13 protein-coding genes are annotated in these 14780 nt (G+C 72.4%); 11 read left to right on the top strand and 2 right to left on the bottom strand.

Annotated features, from left to right (window positions below; all coding sequences use genetic code 11):
- Positions 1-39 precede the first annotated feature (39 nt).
- The 6 genes from AB0F68_RS04295 to AB0F68_RS04270 all read left to right on the top strand — a co-directional run bounded on the left by AB0F68_RS04295 (position 40) and on the right by AB0F68_RS04270 (position 6982).
- Positions 40-921, top strand: coding sequence for a branched-chain amino acid ABC transporter permease (locus AB0F68_RS04295; protein ID WP_357332929.1), 882 nt, complete (start codon positions 40-42; stop codon positions 919-921).
- On the top strand, positions 918-1937 hold the full coding sequence (locus tag AB0F68_RS04290; RefSeq protein ID WP_357332928.1) for a branched-chain amino acid ABC transporter permease: 1020 nt from the start codon (positions 918-920) through the stop codon (positions 1935-1937). The genes AB0F68_RS04295 and AB0F68_RS04290 overlap by 4 nt, the downstream gene beginning before the upstream one ends.
- A 180-nt stretch (positions 1938-2117) precedes the next feature.
- Positions 2118-3431, top strand: a complete 1314-nt coding sequence (locus AB0F68_RS04285; protein WP_357332927.1) for a glycosyltransferase 87 family protein — start codon at positions 2118-2120, stop codon at positions 3429-3431.
- 50 nt (positions 3432-3481) lie between these two features.
- Complete coding sequence (locus AB0F68_RS04280; protein WP_357332926.1) at positions 3482-4648, top strand: acyltransferase; 1167 nt, start codon at positions 3482-3484, stop codon at positions 4646-4648.
- A 148-nt stretch (positions 4649-4796) separates the two neighbouring features.
- Positions 4797-6362: an MFS transporter gene (locus AB0F68_RS04275; RefSeq protein WP_357332925.1), complete on the top strand. Its 1566-nt coding sequence runs from the start codon at positions 4797-4799 to the stop codon at positions 6360-6362.
- A gap of 11 nt (positions 6363-6373) precedes the next feature.
- Positions 6374-6982, top strand: a complete 609-nt coding sequence (locus AB0F68_RS04270) for a TetR/AcrR family transcriptional regulator (RefSeq protein ID WP_357332924.1) — start codon at positions 6374-6376, stop codon at positions 6980-6982.
- A 24-nt stretch (positions 6983-7006) separates the two neighbouring features.
- Here the strand turns inward: AB0F68_RS04270 and AB0F68_RS04265 are convergent, their stop codons facing one another.
- Together AB0F68_RS04265 and AB0F68_RS04260 are read right to left on the bottom strand one after the other, a co-directional pair.
- Positions 7007-8923 carry a helix-turn-helix domain-containing protein gene (locus AB0F68_RS04265; RefSeq protein WP_357333323.1) on the bottom strand — a complete coding sequence of 639 codons (1917 nt, stop codon included), beginning with the start codon at positions 8921-8923 and terminating at the stop codon, positions 7007-7009.
- 14 nt (positions 8924-8937) lie between these two features.
- A complete protein-coding gene (locus AB0F68_RS04260; protein ID WP_357332923.1) occupies positions 8938-9720 on the bottom strand; it encodes a 3-hydroxybutyrate dehydrogenase in 783 nt (260 codons plus the stop codon).
- Between the two features lie 182 nt (positions 9721-9902).
- Between AB0F68_RS04260 and ruvC the strand changes: the two genes are divergently transcribed.
- From ruvC to secD, 5 genes are all read left to right on the top strand, one after another.
- The gene (gene ruvC / locus AB0F68_RS04255) at positions 9903-10430 is read left to right on the top strand and encodes a crossover junction endodeoxyribonuclease RuvC (protein ID WP_357332922.1); all 528 of its coding nucleotides are present in this window, start codon (positions 9903-9905) and stop codon (positions 10428-10430) included.
- The gene (gene ruvA / locus AB0F68_RS04250; RefSeq protein WP_357332921.1) at positions 10427-11029 is read left to right on the top strand and encodes a Holliday junction branch migration protein RuvA; all 603 of its coding nucleotides are present in this window, start codon (positions 10427-10429) and stop codon (positions 11027-11029) included. Before ruvC ends, ruvA begins: the two co-directional genes overlap by 4 nt.
- 58 nt (positions 11030-11087) lie before the next feature.
- Complete coding sequence (gene ruvB, locus AB0F68_RS04245; RefSeq protein WP_357332920.1) at positions 11088-12152, top strand: Holliday junction branch migration DNA helicase RuvB; 1065 nt, start codon at positions 11088-11090, stop codon at positions 12150-12152.
- A 125-nt stretch (positions 12153-12277) separates the two neighbouring features.
- Positions 12278-12640, top strand: coding sequence for a preprotein translocase subunit YajC (gene yajC / locus AB0F68_RS04240; protein WP_357332919.1), 363 nt, complete (start codon positions 12278-12280; stop codon positions 12638-12640).
- Between the two features lie 222 nt (positions 12641-12862).
- Complete coding sequence (gene secD, locus AB0F68_RS04235) at positions 12863-14779, top strand: protein translocase subunit SecD (RefSeq protein ID WP_357332918.1); 1917 nt, start codon at positions 12863-12865, stop codon at positions 14777-14779.
- Position 14780: the final 1 nt, after the last annotated feature.

The raw sequence follows: 14780 nt of genomic DNA, 5'->3' as shown, positions 1-14780 counted from the left end.
CCCGCAGTCGCGAACGGAAGACGGCAAGGTGACGGGCTGATGTCAGGCTTCCTGCAGAACACGTTCAACGGGCTGGTGGGCGGGGCGTTCTACGCCCTGCTCGCCCTCGGGCTCGCGGTCATCTTCGGCATGCTCCGGGTGGTGAACTTCGCCCACGGCGCCTTCTACATGCTCGGCGCCTTCGGGGCGTACGTGCTGCTCGCCGAGGCGGGCGTGCCGTTCTGGGCCGCGTTGGTGATCATGCCGCTGGCGCTGGGCCTGCTCGGCATGGTGCTGGAACGGGCGGTGATCCACCGGCTGACCCGGCTCGACCCGCTCTACAACTTCCTGCTCACCTTCGGCCTCACGCTGATCCTGCAGGACCTGGTGAAGTCCCGGTACGGCGTGCAGTCCAGCCCGTACGCCACCCCGGCCGGGCTGACCGGATCGGTCGACTTCGGACTCTTCGACTTCCCCACCTACCGGGTCTTCATCCTCGGCTTCACGGTGCTGCTGTGCGCCGCGGTCTGGTGGGTGCTCGGCCGGACCCGGGTCGGCATGGTGGTCCGGGCCGCCACCGAGCGCCCCGAGCTGACCCGGGCCTTCGGCATCGACGTGGGGAAGTGGGTCACCCCGGTGTTCGGCTTCGGCATCGCCCTGGCCGGCCTGGCCGGGGTGCTCGCCGCCCCGATGCGGGCGGTGAACCCGCTGATGGGCGCCGACCTGATCATCGTGGTCTTCGCGGTGGTGGTGATCGGCGGGCTCGGGTCGATCTTCGGGTCGGTCGCGGCCGGCTTCGGCATCGGCCTGGTCCAGGCCTGGGGCGAGGCGTACCTGTCGGACTTCCCGATCGTGTCGCAGACCGTCGTGTTCGTGGTGATGGCCGCGGTGCTGCTCTGGCGGCCGGCCGGCCTGTTCGGCCGTGAGGAGGCACCGGCATGACCAGCGCCGTCGACACCCCCGCCGAGGAGTCCGCCCGGCCCGCCCCGCCGTCCGGGCTGCTCGCCGTGGCCCGGGCGCCCGGCTGGCTCCGGTACGCGCTACTCGCCGCCGGCCTGGTCGTGGCCCTCTGGCTGCCGAACGGGCTCTACCCGGCGGTGGCCGTGGACATCCTCTGCTGGGCGCTCTTCGCCGTCTCGGTGGACCTGCTGCTCGGCTTCACCGGGCTGATGTCCTTCGGGCACGCTGCGTTCTGGGGCACCTCGGCGTACGTGACCGGACTGGTCGCGATCCACGCCGGGCTGCCCTTCCCGGCGGCCGTGCTGGCCGGCGCCCTGGCCGCGGCGCTGCTCGCGCTGCCGATCGGCTATCTCGCGGTCAAGCGCACCGGCATCTACTTCGCCATGGTCACCCTGGCCTTCGCGCAGATGGTCTACTACGTGGCCAACGAGTGGCGCTCGGTCACCCAGGGCGAGAACGGCCTGCAGGGCGTGCCCCGGGAGTTCTTCGGCGCCGACCTCTCCGACGACTACTACTTCTACTACGCGATCCTGCCGATCGTGCTGCTCGGCCTCTTCGCCGCCTGGCGGATCGTGCACTCGCCGTTCGGCCGGGTGCTGGTCGGCATCCGGGACAACCCCGCCCGGGCACGGGCGCTCGGCTACCCGGTGCACCGCTACAAGCTGACCGCGTTCGTCCTCTCCGGCTTCCTGGCCGGGCTCGGCGGCGGGCTCTTCGCGGTCGGCCACCGGTTCGTCTCGCTGGACGTGCTGCACTGGACCACCTCCGGCAAGGCGGTCATCGTGGTGGTGCTCGGCGGCATCGGCACCCTCTGGGGCGGCGTGCTCGGGGCGGCCCTGGTGGTCCGCCTGGAGGACTGGCTGTCGTTCTCCGGCTTCGAGGCGATCGGCCTGGTCACCGGCGGCATCTTCGTCCTCGTCGTGCTGCTGTTCCGGCGCGGCATCTGGGGCACGATCGCCCACCTGGCGCGGCGCCGGAGAGCCGCCCGCCGCGGATAGATCGCCGCGGAAAGCTCGGGGGTGACCCGCCCCGGTCGGTCAGGCGTGACTCCCGCGCCGGTCACGGTCACCCCCGAGCCGGGCATGACGGTGCGCGTTCCACTCGCTACAGTAAGTCATTGAACGCACGAGGGGTCGTTACCCGACGTGAGCGCGATCCGGGCTAGGATTCGGCCCACTATGGTCATCCAGCGCATCCGCCGGTTCGCCGCCGGCGTGGCGGCCGATCATGCCGCCCGCCCGCGCACCCCCGTGCCGAACTGGCTCCTCGTCCCTGGCCTGGCCGTGCTGGCCGTCTCGCTCGCCGCGTACGTCGCCTTCCTGCGGGAGTATCCGTTCACCGGGACGGACTTCATGATGTACCTCGGAGCCGCCCACGCGTTCCTCGACGGGCAGCCCGTCTACCAACTCGGGTACACCACGCTCGACCTTCCCTACACCTACCCGCCGATCACCCTCCCGTTCCTGATTCCGCTGACCTGGTTCGACCCGCGGGTCGCCCTGAATCTCATGAACGCGGCGGGTGTCGCGGCGATGCTCGCCGCCCTGTGGTTCACCACCAGGATGCTCGGCTACGAGGGCACCCGCGGCCGCCTCGGCGTGGTAGCCGCCATCGGCGGCGTGTTGATCTGGACCGAGCCGCTGCAGCGCAACCTCGGCCTGGGCCAGATCAACATTCTGGTCATGCTGCTGGTCGTGGCCGACCTCGCGCTGTCCGACTCCAGCCGGTTGAAGGGCGTCGGGATCGGGGCGGCGACCGCGACCAAGCTGCTGCCCGGCCTCTTCGTGATCTACCTGCTGCTCACGCGGCGGATCCGGGCCGCCGTCGTCGCGACGGTCACCTTCGTGGGGCTCACGCTCCTGGGGGCGATCATCCAGCCGGGCGGTTCGTACGACTACTGGCTCACCGGGCGGGCATTCGACTCGCACCGGGTGCTGATGATCCTCGGCCCACGCTACGGCGGCAACCAGTCCCTGCAGGGCTTCACCGCGCGCCTGCTCGAGACGGATGAGCAGAACACGATCTGGTGGATGCTGTCCGTGGTCGTCGTCGTGGTCGCCGGCCTCGCCCTCGCGACCGCGCTGCAGCGGCACGGCGAGGAGGCCATGGCGATGGTCGTCGTCGGCCTCACCACGCTTCTCGTCTCGCCGGTCAGCTGGTCGCACTACTGGATCTGGATCGGCCCGATGGCGGTGGTGCTCGTCGACGTCGTGCGCCGCTCGCACGGCACGGCACGTGTGCTGGCCGGCGCCGTCGCGGTCGCCGCGATCCTGCCCTTCCTCATGTGGCCGGGTCCCGCCCGGACCGGCGAGATCATCCCGAGGGGCCTGATCTGGAAGGCGGGCCACCTGCACGGGCTCGCCCAGCGGCTCGCGGTTGACGCCTACGTGCCGACGGTGCTGGTACTGTTCGCGCTCGCCGCGCTCTGGCTGCTGTACCAGTGGCGGCGTGCCGGACGGACGGTCACCCCGGCGGAACGCGTCCCGGCATGACGAGATCTCTCCGGCCGAGCTCCACCGCCCCGATCCCTGAGGAGTCGTCGATGACGCAGGCGACGGACGAACGCGACGCGCCCGCCCCGACCATCGAGCCGACGCGCTCCGGCGAGCAGGCGACGCTGCCCCGGCAGGCCGACGTCCCGGCCTCGACGGCGCCGAGCCCGTCCGGCGCGCGGCACCCCCGGCTGCTGGTGCTCGACGGGCTGCGCCTCGGCGCGGCGGTCATGGTCGTCGCGTACCACCTCGTCGGGGACAAGCTCGGCGCGTGGCGGGACCCCGCCGCCGCGTCCATCTTCGGCCCGCTGCACTCCGCCTCCGCGTACGGTTTCCTCGGGGTGCAACTGTTCTTCATCATCAGCGGCTTCGTCATCTGCATGAGCGCATGGGGCCGGTCCGTCGGTGACTTCTTCGTCTCCCGCGTGGTGCGGCTCTATCCCGCCTACTGGTTCGCTGTGCTGGTGTCGGCGGGCGTGCTCGTGGCCGTGCCGATGACGCGCGAGCTCCAGGCCCGTGACGTGCTGGCCAACCTCACGATGATGCAGGACTTCCTGAACGTTCCGCGTCTCGACATGTCGTACTGGACCCTCACCGTCGAGATGATCTTCTACCTGCTGTTCGCCGTCCTCGTCGCCCGCGGTCTCAGCTACCGCCGCGTGGTCGCCTTCTGCGCCCTGTGGACGGTCGCCTCGCTCGTCGTGCCGAAGTTCGGCAACCAGTGGCTCATCGAGGTCACGGCGGCCAGCTACTCCAGCTACTTCATCGCCGGGGTCGCTCTCTATCTCATCCACCGCTTCGGCCAGAACCTGCTGCTCTGGTCGATCGTCGGGCTGTCCTGGCTGATCTCGCTCACCCGGCTGCTCGGCCTCGCCAAGGCCCGCGACGTCTCGTTCGCGCCCTCGGCCGTCATCGTGACGGTCTTCTTCCTCGTCATGGCGGCGGTCGCGCTCAACCGCTTCGGATGGGTGAGATGGCCCTGGGTCGCGACGGCCGGCGCCCTGACCTACCCGCTCTACCTGGTACACCAGACGGTCGGGGTCGCCGTCATCAAGGAGACCCAGACCCACCTGTCGCCGTGGCTGCTGCTGGGCGCGCTGTTCGGGTCGCTGCTCGTCGCCGCGTGGCTGATCCACCGGTTCATCGAGCGGCCTGTCGCCCGGTGGATGAAGCGGCAGCTCAACCGGTCCCTGCACCAGGTGCGCGAGGTCAGCTGACCCCTCCGAGCTCACCCGGACGGGGGTGACCTGGGCCACAAACGATACGGATCCGTTCCGTATCGAAACACTCTCACCTACGCTCAGCAGCGTTACGAGTCTGTCCCGTATCGTATTTTGACGCGGGTGAGCCGGGGGGAGAACCCGAGTGGAACCGCACGAGAACACCGGACACCCGAGGAGGTGGGCGATCCTGGGGGTGCTGGTGATCAGCCTCCTCGTGGTCGTCCTCGACAACACCATCCTCAACGTCGCCCTGCGTACCCTCGCCGACCCGGTGCACGGCCTCGGGGCCAGCCAGGGCGAGCTGGAGTGGGCGATCAACTCCTACACGCTGGTCTTCGCCGGACTGCTCTTCACCTTCGGCGTCCTCGGCGACCGTTTCGGCCGCAAGCGCTTCCTGATGGTCGGCCTGGCCCTGTTCGGGCTGGCCTCGCTGCTCTCCGCGTACGCCCAGGACCCGGGCCAGCTGATCGCCACCCGCGCGCTGATGGGCGTCGGCGGCGCCGCCATCATGCCGGTGACCCTGTCGATCATCTCCAACGTCTTCGACCCCCGCGAACGGGCCAAGGCGATCGGCATCTGGGCCGGCGCGGTCGGCCTGGCCGTGGCCATCGGTCCGGTGCTCGGCGGCGCCCTGCTGGAGCACTACTGGTGGGGCTCGGTCTTCCTGATCAACGTGCCGGTGGTGGTGCTCGGCGTGGTGCTGGTCGCCGCCCTCGTACCGGAGTCCCGCGACCCCCGGCCGGGCCGGGTGGACGTGCTCGGCGTGCTGCTCTCCGTGGTCGGTCTGGTCGCGCTCACCTACGGCATCATCGACGGCGGCGAGCACGGCTTCGGCCGGCCGCAGGTCTGGGCCGCAATCGTCGGCGGGCTCGCGGTGCTCGGCTGGTTCATCTCCCACGAGCTGCGCAGCGACCACCCGTCGCTGGACGTCCGGCTGTTCCGGGTGCCCCGGTTCGCCGCCCCGGTGGCGCTGGTCGGCCTGGTCTTCTTCGCCGCCATGGGCGTGATGTTCTTCGGCGCGTTCTACCTCCAGCTGGTCCGCGGCTACACCCCGCTGGAGAGCGGCCTGCTCTTCCTGCCCTTCGCGGCCGCTCAGCTGATCTTCGCGCCGCGCAGCGCCGCCATGGTCCGCCGCTACGGCGGCCGGGCGGTCGCCGCGGTCGGGCTGCTGCTCACCGCCGCCGCGCTCGGTGCGTTCGTGCTCATCGACGCGGACACCCCGATCTGGATCTTCTCGGCGCTGGGCTTCGTCCAGGGCGCCGGAATGGCCAACATCATGCCGCCGGCCACGGAGTCGATCATGTCGGCGCTGCCCCGGGAGAAGGCCGGCGTGGGCTCGGCGGTCAGCAACACCGTCCGCCAGGTGGCCGGCGCCCTCGGCGTGGCGGTGCTCGGCTCGGTCCTCTCCGCGGTCTACCGCAACGACGTGGCCTCGGCCGTGTCCGGCCTGCCCGCCCCGGTCCGCGACGCGGCCCAGGAGTCGATCTCCGGGGCGTACGCCGTCGCCGGCCGGCTCGGGGCCGGCGCGCCCCGGCTCATCGACGCGGCGAACCAGTCGTTCGTCTCGGCGATGCACTGGGCGGCCGGGATCTCCGCCCTGGTGGCGCTGCTCGGCATCGTCATCGTGCTGCGCTGGATGCCGGGCCGTCCGCTGATCGAGGTCGACCCCCGGCCGGCCACCGAGCCCGAGTTGGCCGGGACCGCATAGGTTCGGGGACAATGTCTGACATGACATCCACAGCTGATGCTCCGCGGTCGCCCGGGCGACCGCGGAGCGTCCGCGCGGACGAGGCGATCGTGGAGGCCACCCTCGACCTGCTCGCCGAGGGCAGTAATCTCGAGGCGCTCTCCATCGAGGCGATCGCCGCCCGCGCCGGCGTCGGCAAGGCCACCATCTACCGCCGCTGGTCCGGCAAGGACGCGTTGCTGATGGACGCGCTGCGCCGGCTCAAGGGGGTGCCGCCGCAGCCCGCGGGGCACTCCGTCCGCGACGACCTGGTGCTGCTGGTCGGCGCGGTCGGCCACAACGTCGACCCGCGGGCCGCCCGGATCATGCCCTGCCTGGTGCCCGAGGTGAACCGCAGCCCGGACCACTTCCAGCTCTACCAGAACATCATCGAGCCGCGGCGGAAGCTGATGCGCGAGGTGCTGCGGCGCGGGGTGGACAGCGGCGAGCTCCGCGCCGACCTGGACGTCGAGCTGATCATGGCGCTGCTCACCGGCCCGATGCTGATCCAGCGGGTGCTGCGCTGGCACCCGGAGCTGGACGAGCGGATCCTCCCCGAGCGGATCGTGGACACCGTCTTCGAAGGCATCCGCGCCCGCTGACCCCCGGCGGCGCGCGGCGAGCGGTCAGGCCGGGGTGCGCAGGCGGTGCAGGCGCAGGGCGAGCTGCACCTCCAGGGCGCGCTCCGGCTTCTGCCAGTCCACGCCGAGCAGCTGCCCGACCCGCTCCAACCGCTGGGTCACCGTGTTGACGTGCACGTGCAGCAGCTCCGCCGCCCGAGCCAGGCTGCCACCCACCCCGAAGTACGCCTCCAGCGTCTTCACCAGCGCGGTGCCCCGCCGGGCGTCGTAGTCGACCACCGGACCCACCGTGGCGGTGAGGAAGCGGTCCACGTCCCGGTCGCCCGAGTCGCCGACCGCGCCCAGCAGCAGCCCGACGAAGCCCAGCTCGGCGGTGCTCGCCCCCTGCCCGGCCCGGCCCAACGCGCCCAGCGCGGTGAGGCACCGTTCCGCCTCGGCGAAGGTGGTGGCCAGCGAGACCGGGCCGGTGGACGGCCCGCTCGCCCCGGCGGTCACCGGCCGGCCGGTCACCCGGGACAGGTCCCGGGCCACCGCCCGGGCCGCGGCGCCCGCGTCCTGACCGGGCAGCATCAGCACCACCCGCCCGTCGCGCGCCGCGGCCAGCCCGCCCCGCGTCGAGGCGTACGTGGTGGCCCAGGAGAGCACCCGCTGCCGGGCCGAGCCGGTGGCGGCGATCGCGTCGTCGCCGACCGCCACCAGCACGTGCGGGGCGTCCAGGTCCACGCCCAGCCGGCGGGCGCGGCTGCGCAACGCGTCGGTGTCGCGCAGCGGCCGGGCGATCAGGTCGTCCAACAGCTCGCCCCGGACCCGCCCCTCCGCCTCGGCCACCGTCCGGCGGAACAGCAGCAGCAGCGCGGTCACCAGCGCCGCCCGCTCCAGGATCCGCTGGTCGGCGTCGACCAGTTCGCCGTCCGGGCGCAGCACCAGCGCGCCCAGGTTCTCCGCGCCGGCCACCACTGCGGCGTACCAGAGCGGACCCCGGCGGACGCTGCGCCCCTCGGTCCGCGACGCGGCCACCGCCTCGACGATGTCCGCCCGGTCCGGCTCCTCGATCTCGCCCACCCGGGCCAGCCGCCGACCCTCGGCGTCCAGCGCCAGCAGCGCCCCGCCGAGCACCTCGGTGACCGCCGCCGCCACGTCACCCATCCCGCCGCCGCGCACCACCAGGGCCGTCATCCGGTCGTGGGCGGCGGCCGCCCGCTCCACCGAGCTGCTGTGCGCCCGGATCGTGCTGTTCGCCGCCGACAGCTCCTCCAGCGCCGCGCGGGTCTCCGCGAGCAGCCGGGCGGTGTCGATCGCGACCGCGGCGTGCGCGGCCAGCGAGACCAGCAGCGACACCTCCTCCCGGGCGAACGGCCGGGCCGAGCGGTTGGCCGCGTACAGCACGCCGATCACGCTCGACCCGAGCCGCAGCGGGACGCCCAGGATGGCCACCAGGCCCTCCTCGCCCACCCCGCCGTCGATCTCCCCGGTGTGCTTGAAGCGGTCGTCCTCCTGGTAGTTCGAGGTGACGTACGGGGTGCCGGTCTGCGCCACCAGGCCGCCCAGGCCGTCGCCCATCTCCAGCCGCAGCCGCTGGAACCGCGCCGAGATCGAGCCGTCGGTGACCCGCATGTAGGTGTCGCCGCGCTCGTCGTCGTTGAGCGTCATGTACGCCACGTCGGTGCCGAGCAGGATCCGCGCCCGGTGCACGATCGCGCGCAGCACGTCGTCCAGGTCGCGCAGCCCGGCCAGGTCGCTGGCCGTGTCGTACAGGCCGGAGAGCTCGGTCTCGCGGCGGTGCCGCCGCTCCAGCAGCGCGCGGACCCGCAGCGCCACCACCTTCGCCTGCTCCAACTCGGCGAGGCGCTCGGCGGGCAGGCCGGCGGCGCGGGCGGCGATCAGCGGGCCCTCGAACTCGACCGCGGCGGCCTCCCGCGCCAGCAGCTCCAGGAACTCGACCGGCGACGACATGACCGACATTGTGCGCGCGGCCACTAGTTGGCCGTCCAGCCCCCGTCGAGGGCGATCGAAGCGCCGGTGATGAACGCGGCGGGCGGCGAGCACAGGTACGCCACCAGCTCCGCCACCTCCTCCGGCTCGATCAGTCGCTTGATCGCCGCCCGGGCCAGCATGATCTTCTCCACCACCTCGTCCTCGCCGATGCCGTGGCTGGCCGCCTGGTCGGCGATCTGGCTCTCCACCAGCGCGGTCCGCACGTACGCCGGGTTGATGCAGTTGGCGGTCACCCCGTGCGCGGCGCCCTCCAGCGCCACCACCTTCGACAGCCCCTCCAGGGCGTGCTTGGCCGAGACGTACGCCGCCTTGTACGGCGAGGCGCGCAGCCCGTGCACCGACGAGATGTTGACGATCCGGCCCCAGCCGCCCGCGTACATCCGCGGCAACGCCCGCCGGATCAGCAGGAACGGCGCCTCCACCATCACTCGCTGGATGTACTCGAAGCGCTCCACAGGGAAGTCCTGCATCGGCGCGACGTGCTGGAGGCCGGCGTTGTTGACGACGATGTCCACGTCGACGTCGAGCCGGTCCACCGCTTCCGGGTCCGCCAGGTCGACGCCCTCCGCCCGGCCGCCCGCCTCCGCGGCCACCGCCTTGGCCGCCTCCACGTTGCGGTCGACCACCAGCACCGCCGCGCCGGCCGCCGCCAGGCGCAGGGCGCAGGCCCGTCCGATGCCGCTGCCACCACCGGTCACCAGCGCAGCGCGACCGGAGAGGTCGACCTGCACGACGTGGGGGACCGCCACGGGTTCTGCCGTCATGGCGCAAGAAGTTACGAGCTGTGTGGCCGGCGGCACATGGGGCGGCGGCACATACTCGACCGCTTCAGTGTGTGGCGCGGATCGTGTCCGCCGGGTCCCGGCGTGTCCGCCCGGCCGAGCCCCGGGGCGCACCAGTAGGGTGTCGAACACACGTTCTGCCGGTGGCTCGGGGAGGAGGCGGCGTGCGCGTGCTGGGCGTCGACCCGGGGCTCACCCGGTGCGGGGTCGGCGTGGTCGAGGGCGTGCCGGGCCGCCCCTGCACCCTGATCGCCTACTACGTGGTCTACACCGACCCCGGCGACGAGCTGCCACTGCGCCTGCTGCACCTGGACCGCTCGCTCACCGACCTGGTCGCTGAGCACCGGCCCGACGCTGTGGCCGTCGAGCGGGTGTTCAGCCAGCACAACGTCCGCACCGTGATGGGCACCGCCCAGGCCAGCGGGATCGCCGTGCTCGCCGGGGCGCGGGCCGGGCTGCCCGTGCAGACCTACACCCCGAGCGAGGTGAAGGCGGCGGTGACCGGTTCCGGCCAGGCCGACAAGGCGCAGATGACCGCCATGGTCACCCGGCTGCTGCGGCTGCCCGAGCCGCCCCGCCCGGCCGACGCCGCCGACGCCCTGGCCCTGGCCATCTGCCACATCTGGCGCGGCGGCACCCGGTCCAAGCTGGCCGCCGCCGCCGAGCGGGCACGACGAGGAGGAACGCGATGATCGCCAGCGTGCGCGGCACGGTGACCGCGACCGGTCCGGACCACGCGGTGGTGGAGGTGGGCGGCATCGGCCTGGCGGTGCAGTGCGCGCCCGGCACCCTCGCCGAGCTGCGGGTCGGCCAGCCCGCCCGGCTGGCCACCAGCCTGGTGGTCCGGGAGGACTCGCTCACCCTCTACGGCTTCGCCGACGACGACGCCAAGCAGCTCTTCGAGCTGCTCCAGACCGCCAGCGGGGTGGGCCCGCGGCTGGCCCAGGCGGTGCTCGCCGTGCACACCCCGGACGCGGTCCGCAAGGCCATCGCCAACGCCGACACCGCCGCGCTGACCCGGGTGCCCGGCATCGGCAAGAAGGGCGCCGAGCGGCTCGTCCTCGAACTGCGCGACCGGATCGGCCCGGTGCCGGTCGGCGTCGACGGCGCGGCCGGGGTGACCGCCGGCGCCTGGCCGGAGCAGGTCCGCCAGGCCCTGGTCGGGCTCGGCTGGACCGCCGCCCAGGCCGAGCAGGCGGTGGCCGCCGTGGCGGAGACCGTCGACGGGGAGACCCCGCCCGTGCCGGTCCTGCTCAAGCAGGCCATCCGCCTCCTGGGCCGCACGCGATGATGAGCGCGAGGAGTGAGCCGGGTCTGCGAGCCCCGCAGTCGCGAATGAAGGTCAGCGCGTGAGCAACGAGAACCTGGTTTCGGCGTACGTCAGCGACGCGGAACGGGACGCGGAGGCCAGCGTCCGGCCGAAGCGGCTGGAGGAGTTCATCGCCCAGCACCGGGTCCGCGACCAGCTCGACCTGCTGCTCAAGGGCGCGATGCGGCGCGGCTCCCCGCCCGACCACATCCTTCTCTCGGGGCCGCCTGGCCTGGGCAAGACCACCCTGGCCAACATCGTGGCCGCCGAGCTGGGCTCGGGCATCCGGGTGACCAGCGGGCCGGCCATCGAGCGCTCCGGCGACCTGGCCGCCATCCTGACCAGCCTGGCCGAGGGCGACGTGCTCTTCATCGACGAGATCCACCGGATCGCCAAGCCGGCCGAGGAGCTGCTCTACAGCGCCATGGAGGACTTCCGGGTCGACGTGGTGGTCGGCAAGGGACCGGGGGCGACCGCCATCCCGCTCGACGTCGAGCCGTTCACCTTGGTCGGCGCGACCACCCGGTCCGGCCTGCTCACCGGGCCGATGCGGGACCGGTTCGGCTTCGTCGCGCACCTCGACTTCTACGCCCCGGCCGACCTGGAGGCGCTGCTGCACCGGTCCGCCCGGATCCTCGGCGTGCCGATCACCGAGGAGGGAGCGGCGGAGATCGCCGGCCGGTCCCGGGGCACCCCCCGGATCGCCAACCGGCTGCTGCGCCGGGTCCGCGACTTCGCCGAGGTCCGCGCCGACGGGGTGGTCAACCTGGAGACCGCCCGGGCCGCCCTCACCGTCTACGACGTCGACGCGCTCGGCCTGGACCGGCTGGACCGGGCGGTGCTCACCGCGCTGGTCGACTCCTTCCGCGGCGGCCCGGTCGGGCTCTCCACCCTCGCCGTGGCGGTGGGGGAGCAGCCGGACACGGTCGAGGAGGTGTGCGAACCCTTCCTGGTCCGGGCCGGGCTGCTGGCGCGGACGCCGCGCGGCCGGGTCGCCACCGCGGCCGCCTGGCACCATCTGGGGCGTACTCCGCCGAATGGTACATTTGGCGCGGATGCCCCTCCCGTGCCCGATCTGTTCTCGGCGCAGACCGATCAGGCGTGATCCGAACGTGATCTGTGCCGCATTCGGTGTTCTCAGGTGTAGGGATTAGACTTCGCCGCGGTCTGTACAGGACGTGAGAATCCGCCTCCGCTCCGGCACCCCCTCAGGGGTGGGAGCAGAGGCCAATGGGAAGGTCGACAACCGTGCAAAACCTTGCAGCGGGTGGCGGAGGGGCCGGCGGCCTGACGCCGATCCTCATGATCGCTCTGCTCTTCGGCGTCATGTACTTCATGATGATCCGCCCCCAGCAGAAGCGCCGCCGTGAGGCCGAGCAGATGCAGTCCGCGCTCGGCCCGGGCGACGAGGTGGTCACCATCGGCGGGCTCTACGGCACGGTCACCGGCATCGAGGACGAGACGGTCCTGCTGGAGGTCGCCCCGGGCGTGCAGACCCGGTACGCGCGCCCGGCGATCGCCCGCGTGGTGAAGCGGACCGAGGCCCCCGAGGCCGAGACGATCACCGAGGAAGCCGAGTCGGTCAAGGAGTGACCACCGGCCCCGGACGGGGCAGCGGATTCACTCACACAAGTGGATAGTTGGGTCGGCGTCCGACGCCGGCACGCGGGAAGCCCGCGCGACGCCGCCGCGTTGTGCGCTGGGAGGCGTGCCGTCCGGCGGCGCCGACCCGCCGGAGCAGTCGGGCGGACACCCCCGGCCCGACATTCCCGCCGCTGTCGAAGCGGCGCGACCGTACAGGGAGACAGGACAGCCGTGGCACCACCTCAGGGACAGATGCGCCCCGGACGGCAGCTCGCCGTTCTCGGGTTCATCTTCGTCGTCCTCTATCTTTTGGTGTTCTTCTCGGGCGGCGCCAGCGGTGGCTGGAAGGATCGGCTGGAGCCCCGGCTCGGCCTGGACCTCATCGGCGGCACCCGGCTGACGCTCGAGGCCACCAACACCGTGGACGGCAAGCCCCCGACGTCCGCCAACCTCGAAGAGGCCCGTCAGATCATCGAGAGCCGGGTCAACGCGTACGGCGTGGCCGAGGCCGAGGTGGTCACCGAGGGCAACCGGAACATCGTCATCTCCCTGCCCGGTGAGAACCGGGACCTGACCGACGTCGGCAGCGCCGCCGAGCTGCGTTTCCGCAAGGTGCTCAAGGCCACCGACGGCAGCGGCGCGGCCGCCGCGCCGGCCCCGACGGCCAGCGCCACCCCGGCTCCCTCGGGCAGCGCCACCCCGGCGCCGTCCGGCAGCGCCTCGCCGAAGGCGAGCGCGAGCCCGAAGGTCACCTCGTCGCCGACCGCCGGCGGCCAGGGCGGCATGGCGCCGACGCCGAGCGCCAGCGCCGCCGCGCCGACCGCGTCGGCCACGCCGAGCGCCGCCGCGCCGAGCCCGAGCGCCAGCGCCGCCCCGGTGCCGCAGAGCGTCGAGCAGCAGCGCAAGGCCGTCGAGCAGAAGGTGGGCGCGGCCGCGTGGGCCGCCGCGTCCGGCCTCCAGGCGCCGGCCGACCTGACCGCCGACCCGTCGCTGGCCGACAAGCTCAAGCCGTTCGGCACTCTCTCCCCGCAGGAGATCGCGGTGCTGCCGGTCGAGATGCAGTTCAACGTCCCGACCATCACCTGCGCCCAGCTCGACAAGCGGCCGCCGGCGTCGATCAAGGACGAGAAGCAGAAGGCGGTGGCCTGTGAGGCCGGCGCCAAGTACCTGCTCGACGTGGCGAAGGTGCTCGGCACCGACGTCGACGACGCCAACGCCGTGCTCGATCAGACCAGCTCCTGGGTGGTCAGCCTGAACTTCACCGGCAAGGGCCAGGAGAAGTGGACGGCGCTGACCCGCGAGGCGTTCAACAACGAGGGTCAGGCCTGCGACCAGACCGCGCTCGGCCAGGACGGCAAGTGCCGGGTCGCCGTGGTCCTGGACAACGAGATCGTCTCCTCTCCGGAGATCCAGGGCGTGCTGACCGGTGACTCGCAGATCACCGGCAGCTTCGACAACAAGAGCGCGAACGCCCTGGCCAGCCAGCTCCGCTACGGCGCCCTGCCGGTGACCTTCATCCCGCAGGAGCAGCAGAACGTCACCGCGACGCTGGGCGACAGCCACCTCAAGGCGGGTCTGCTCGCGGCCGGCATCGGCATGCTGCTGGTCATCATCTACTCGTTCTTCTACTACCGGCTGCTCGGCTCGGTCATCTTCCTGAGCCTGGTGCTCTCGGCGATGCTCGTCTTCGGGGCGCTGGTGGTGCTCGGCCGGTCGATCGGGTTCACCCTCACGCTCGCCGGCATCGCCGGCATGATCGTCTCACTCGGCGTGGCGGCGGACTCGTTCGTCATCTACTTCGAGCGACTCAAGGACGAGATCCGCGAGGGACGCAGCCCACGCAGCGCCGTGCCGCGCGCCTGGGTCCGGGCCCGCCGGACGATCATCTCGGCGAACGCCATCACTCTGATGTCGGCCGTGGTGCTCTACATCGTCTCGGTCGGCGCCGTGAAGGGCTTCGCCTTCGCGCTCGGCCTGGCGACCGTCCTGGACCTGGTCGTCGTGTTCCTCTTCCGCCACCCGATCATGACGATGTTCGCCCGGACCCGGGCGTTCCTGTCCCCGCGGGTCAGCGGTCTCGGCCGGGCCCTGCCGGCCCGGTCGGCCGAGTCGGGCACCGCCCGCAACCCGCGTGTCAAGGAGGCCTGAG

This window comes from Micromonospora sp. NPDC023966, from assembly GCF_040639095.1.
Taxonomy (GTDB): Bacteria; Actinomycetota; Actinomycetes; order Mycobacteriales; family Micromonosporaceae; genus Micromonospora.
This window is presented reverse-complemented; position numbering and strand designations above follow the sequence as displayed.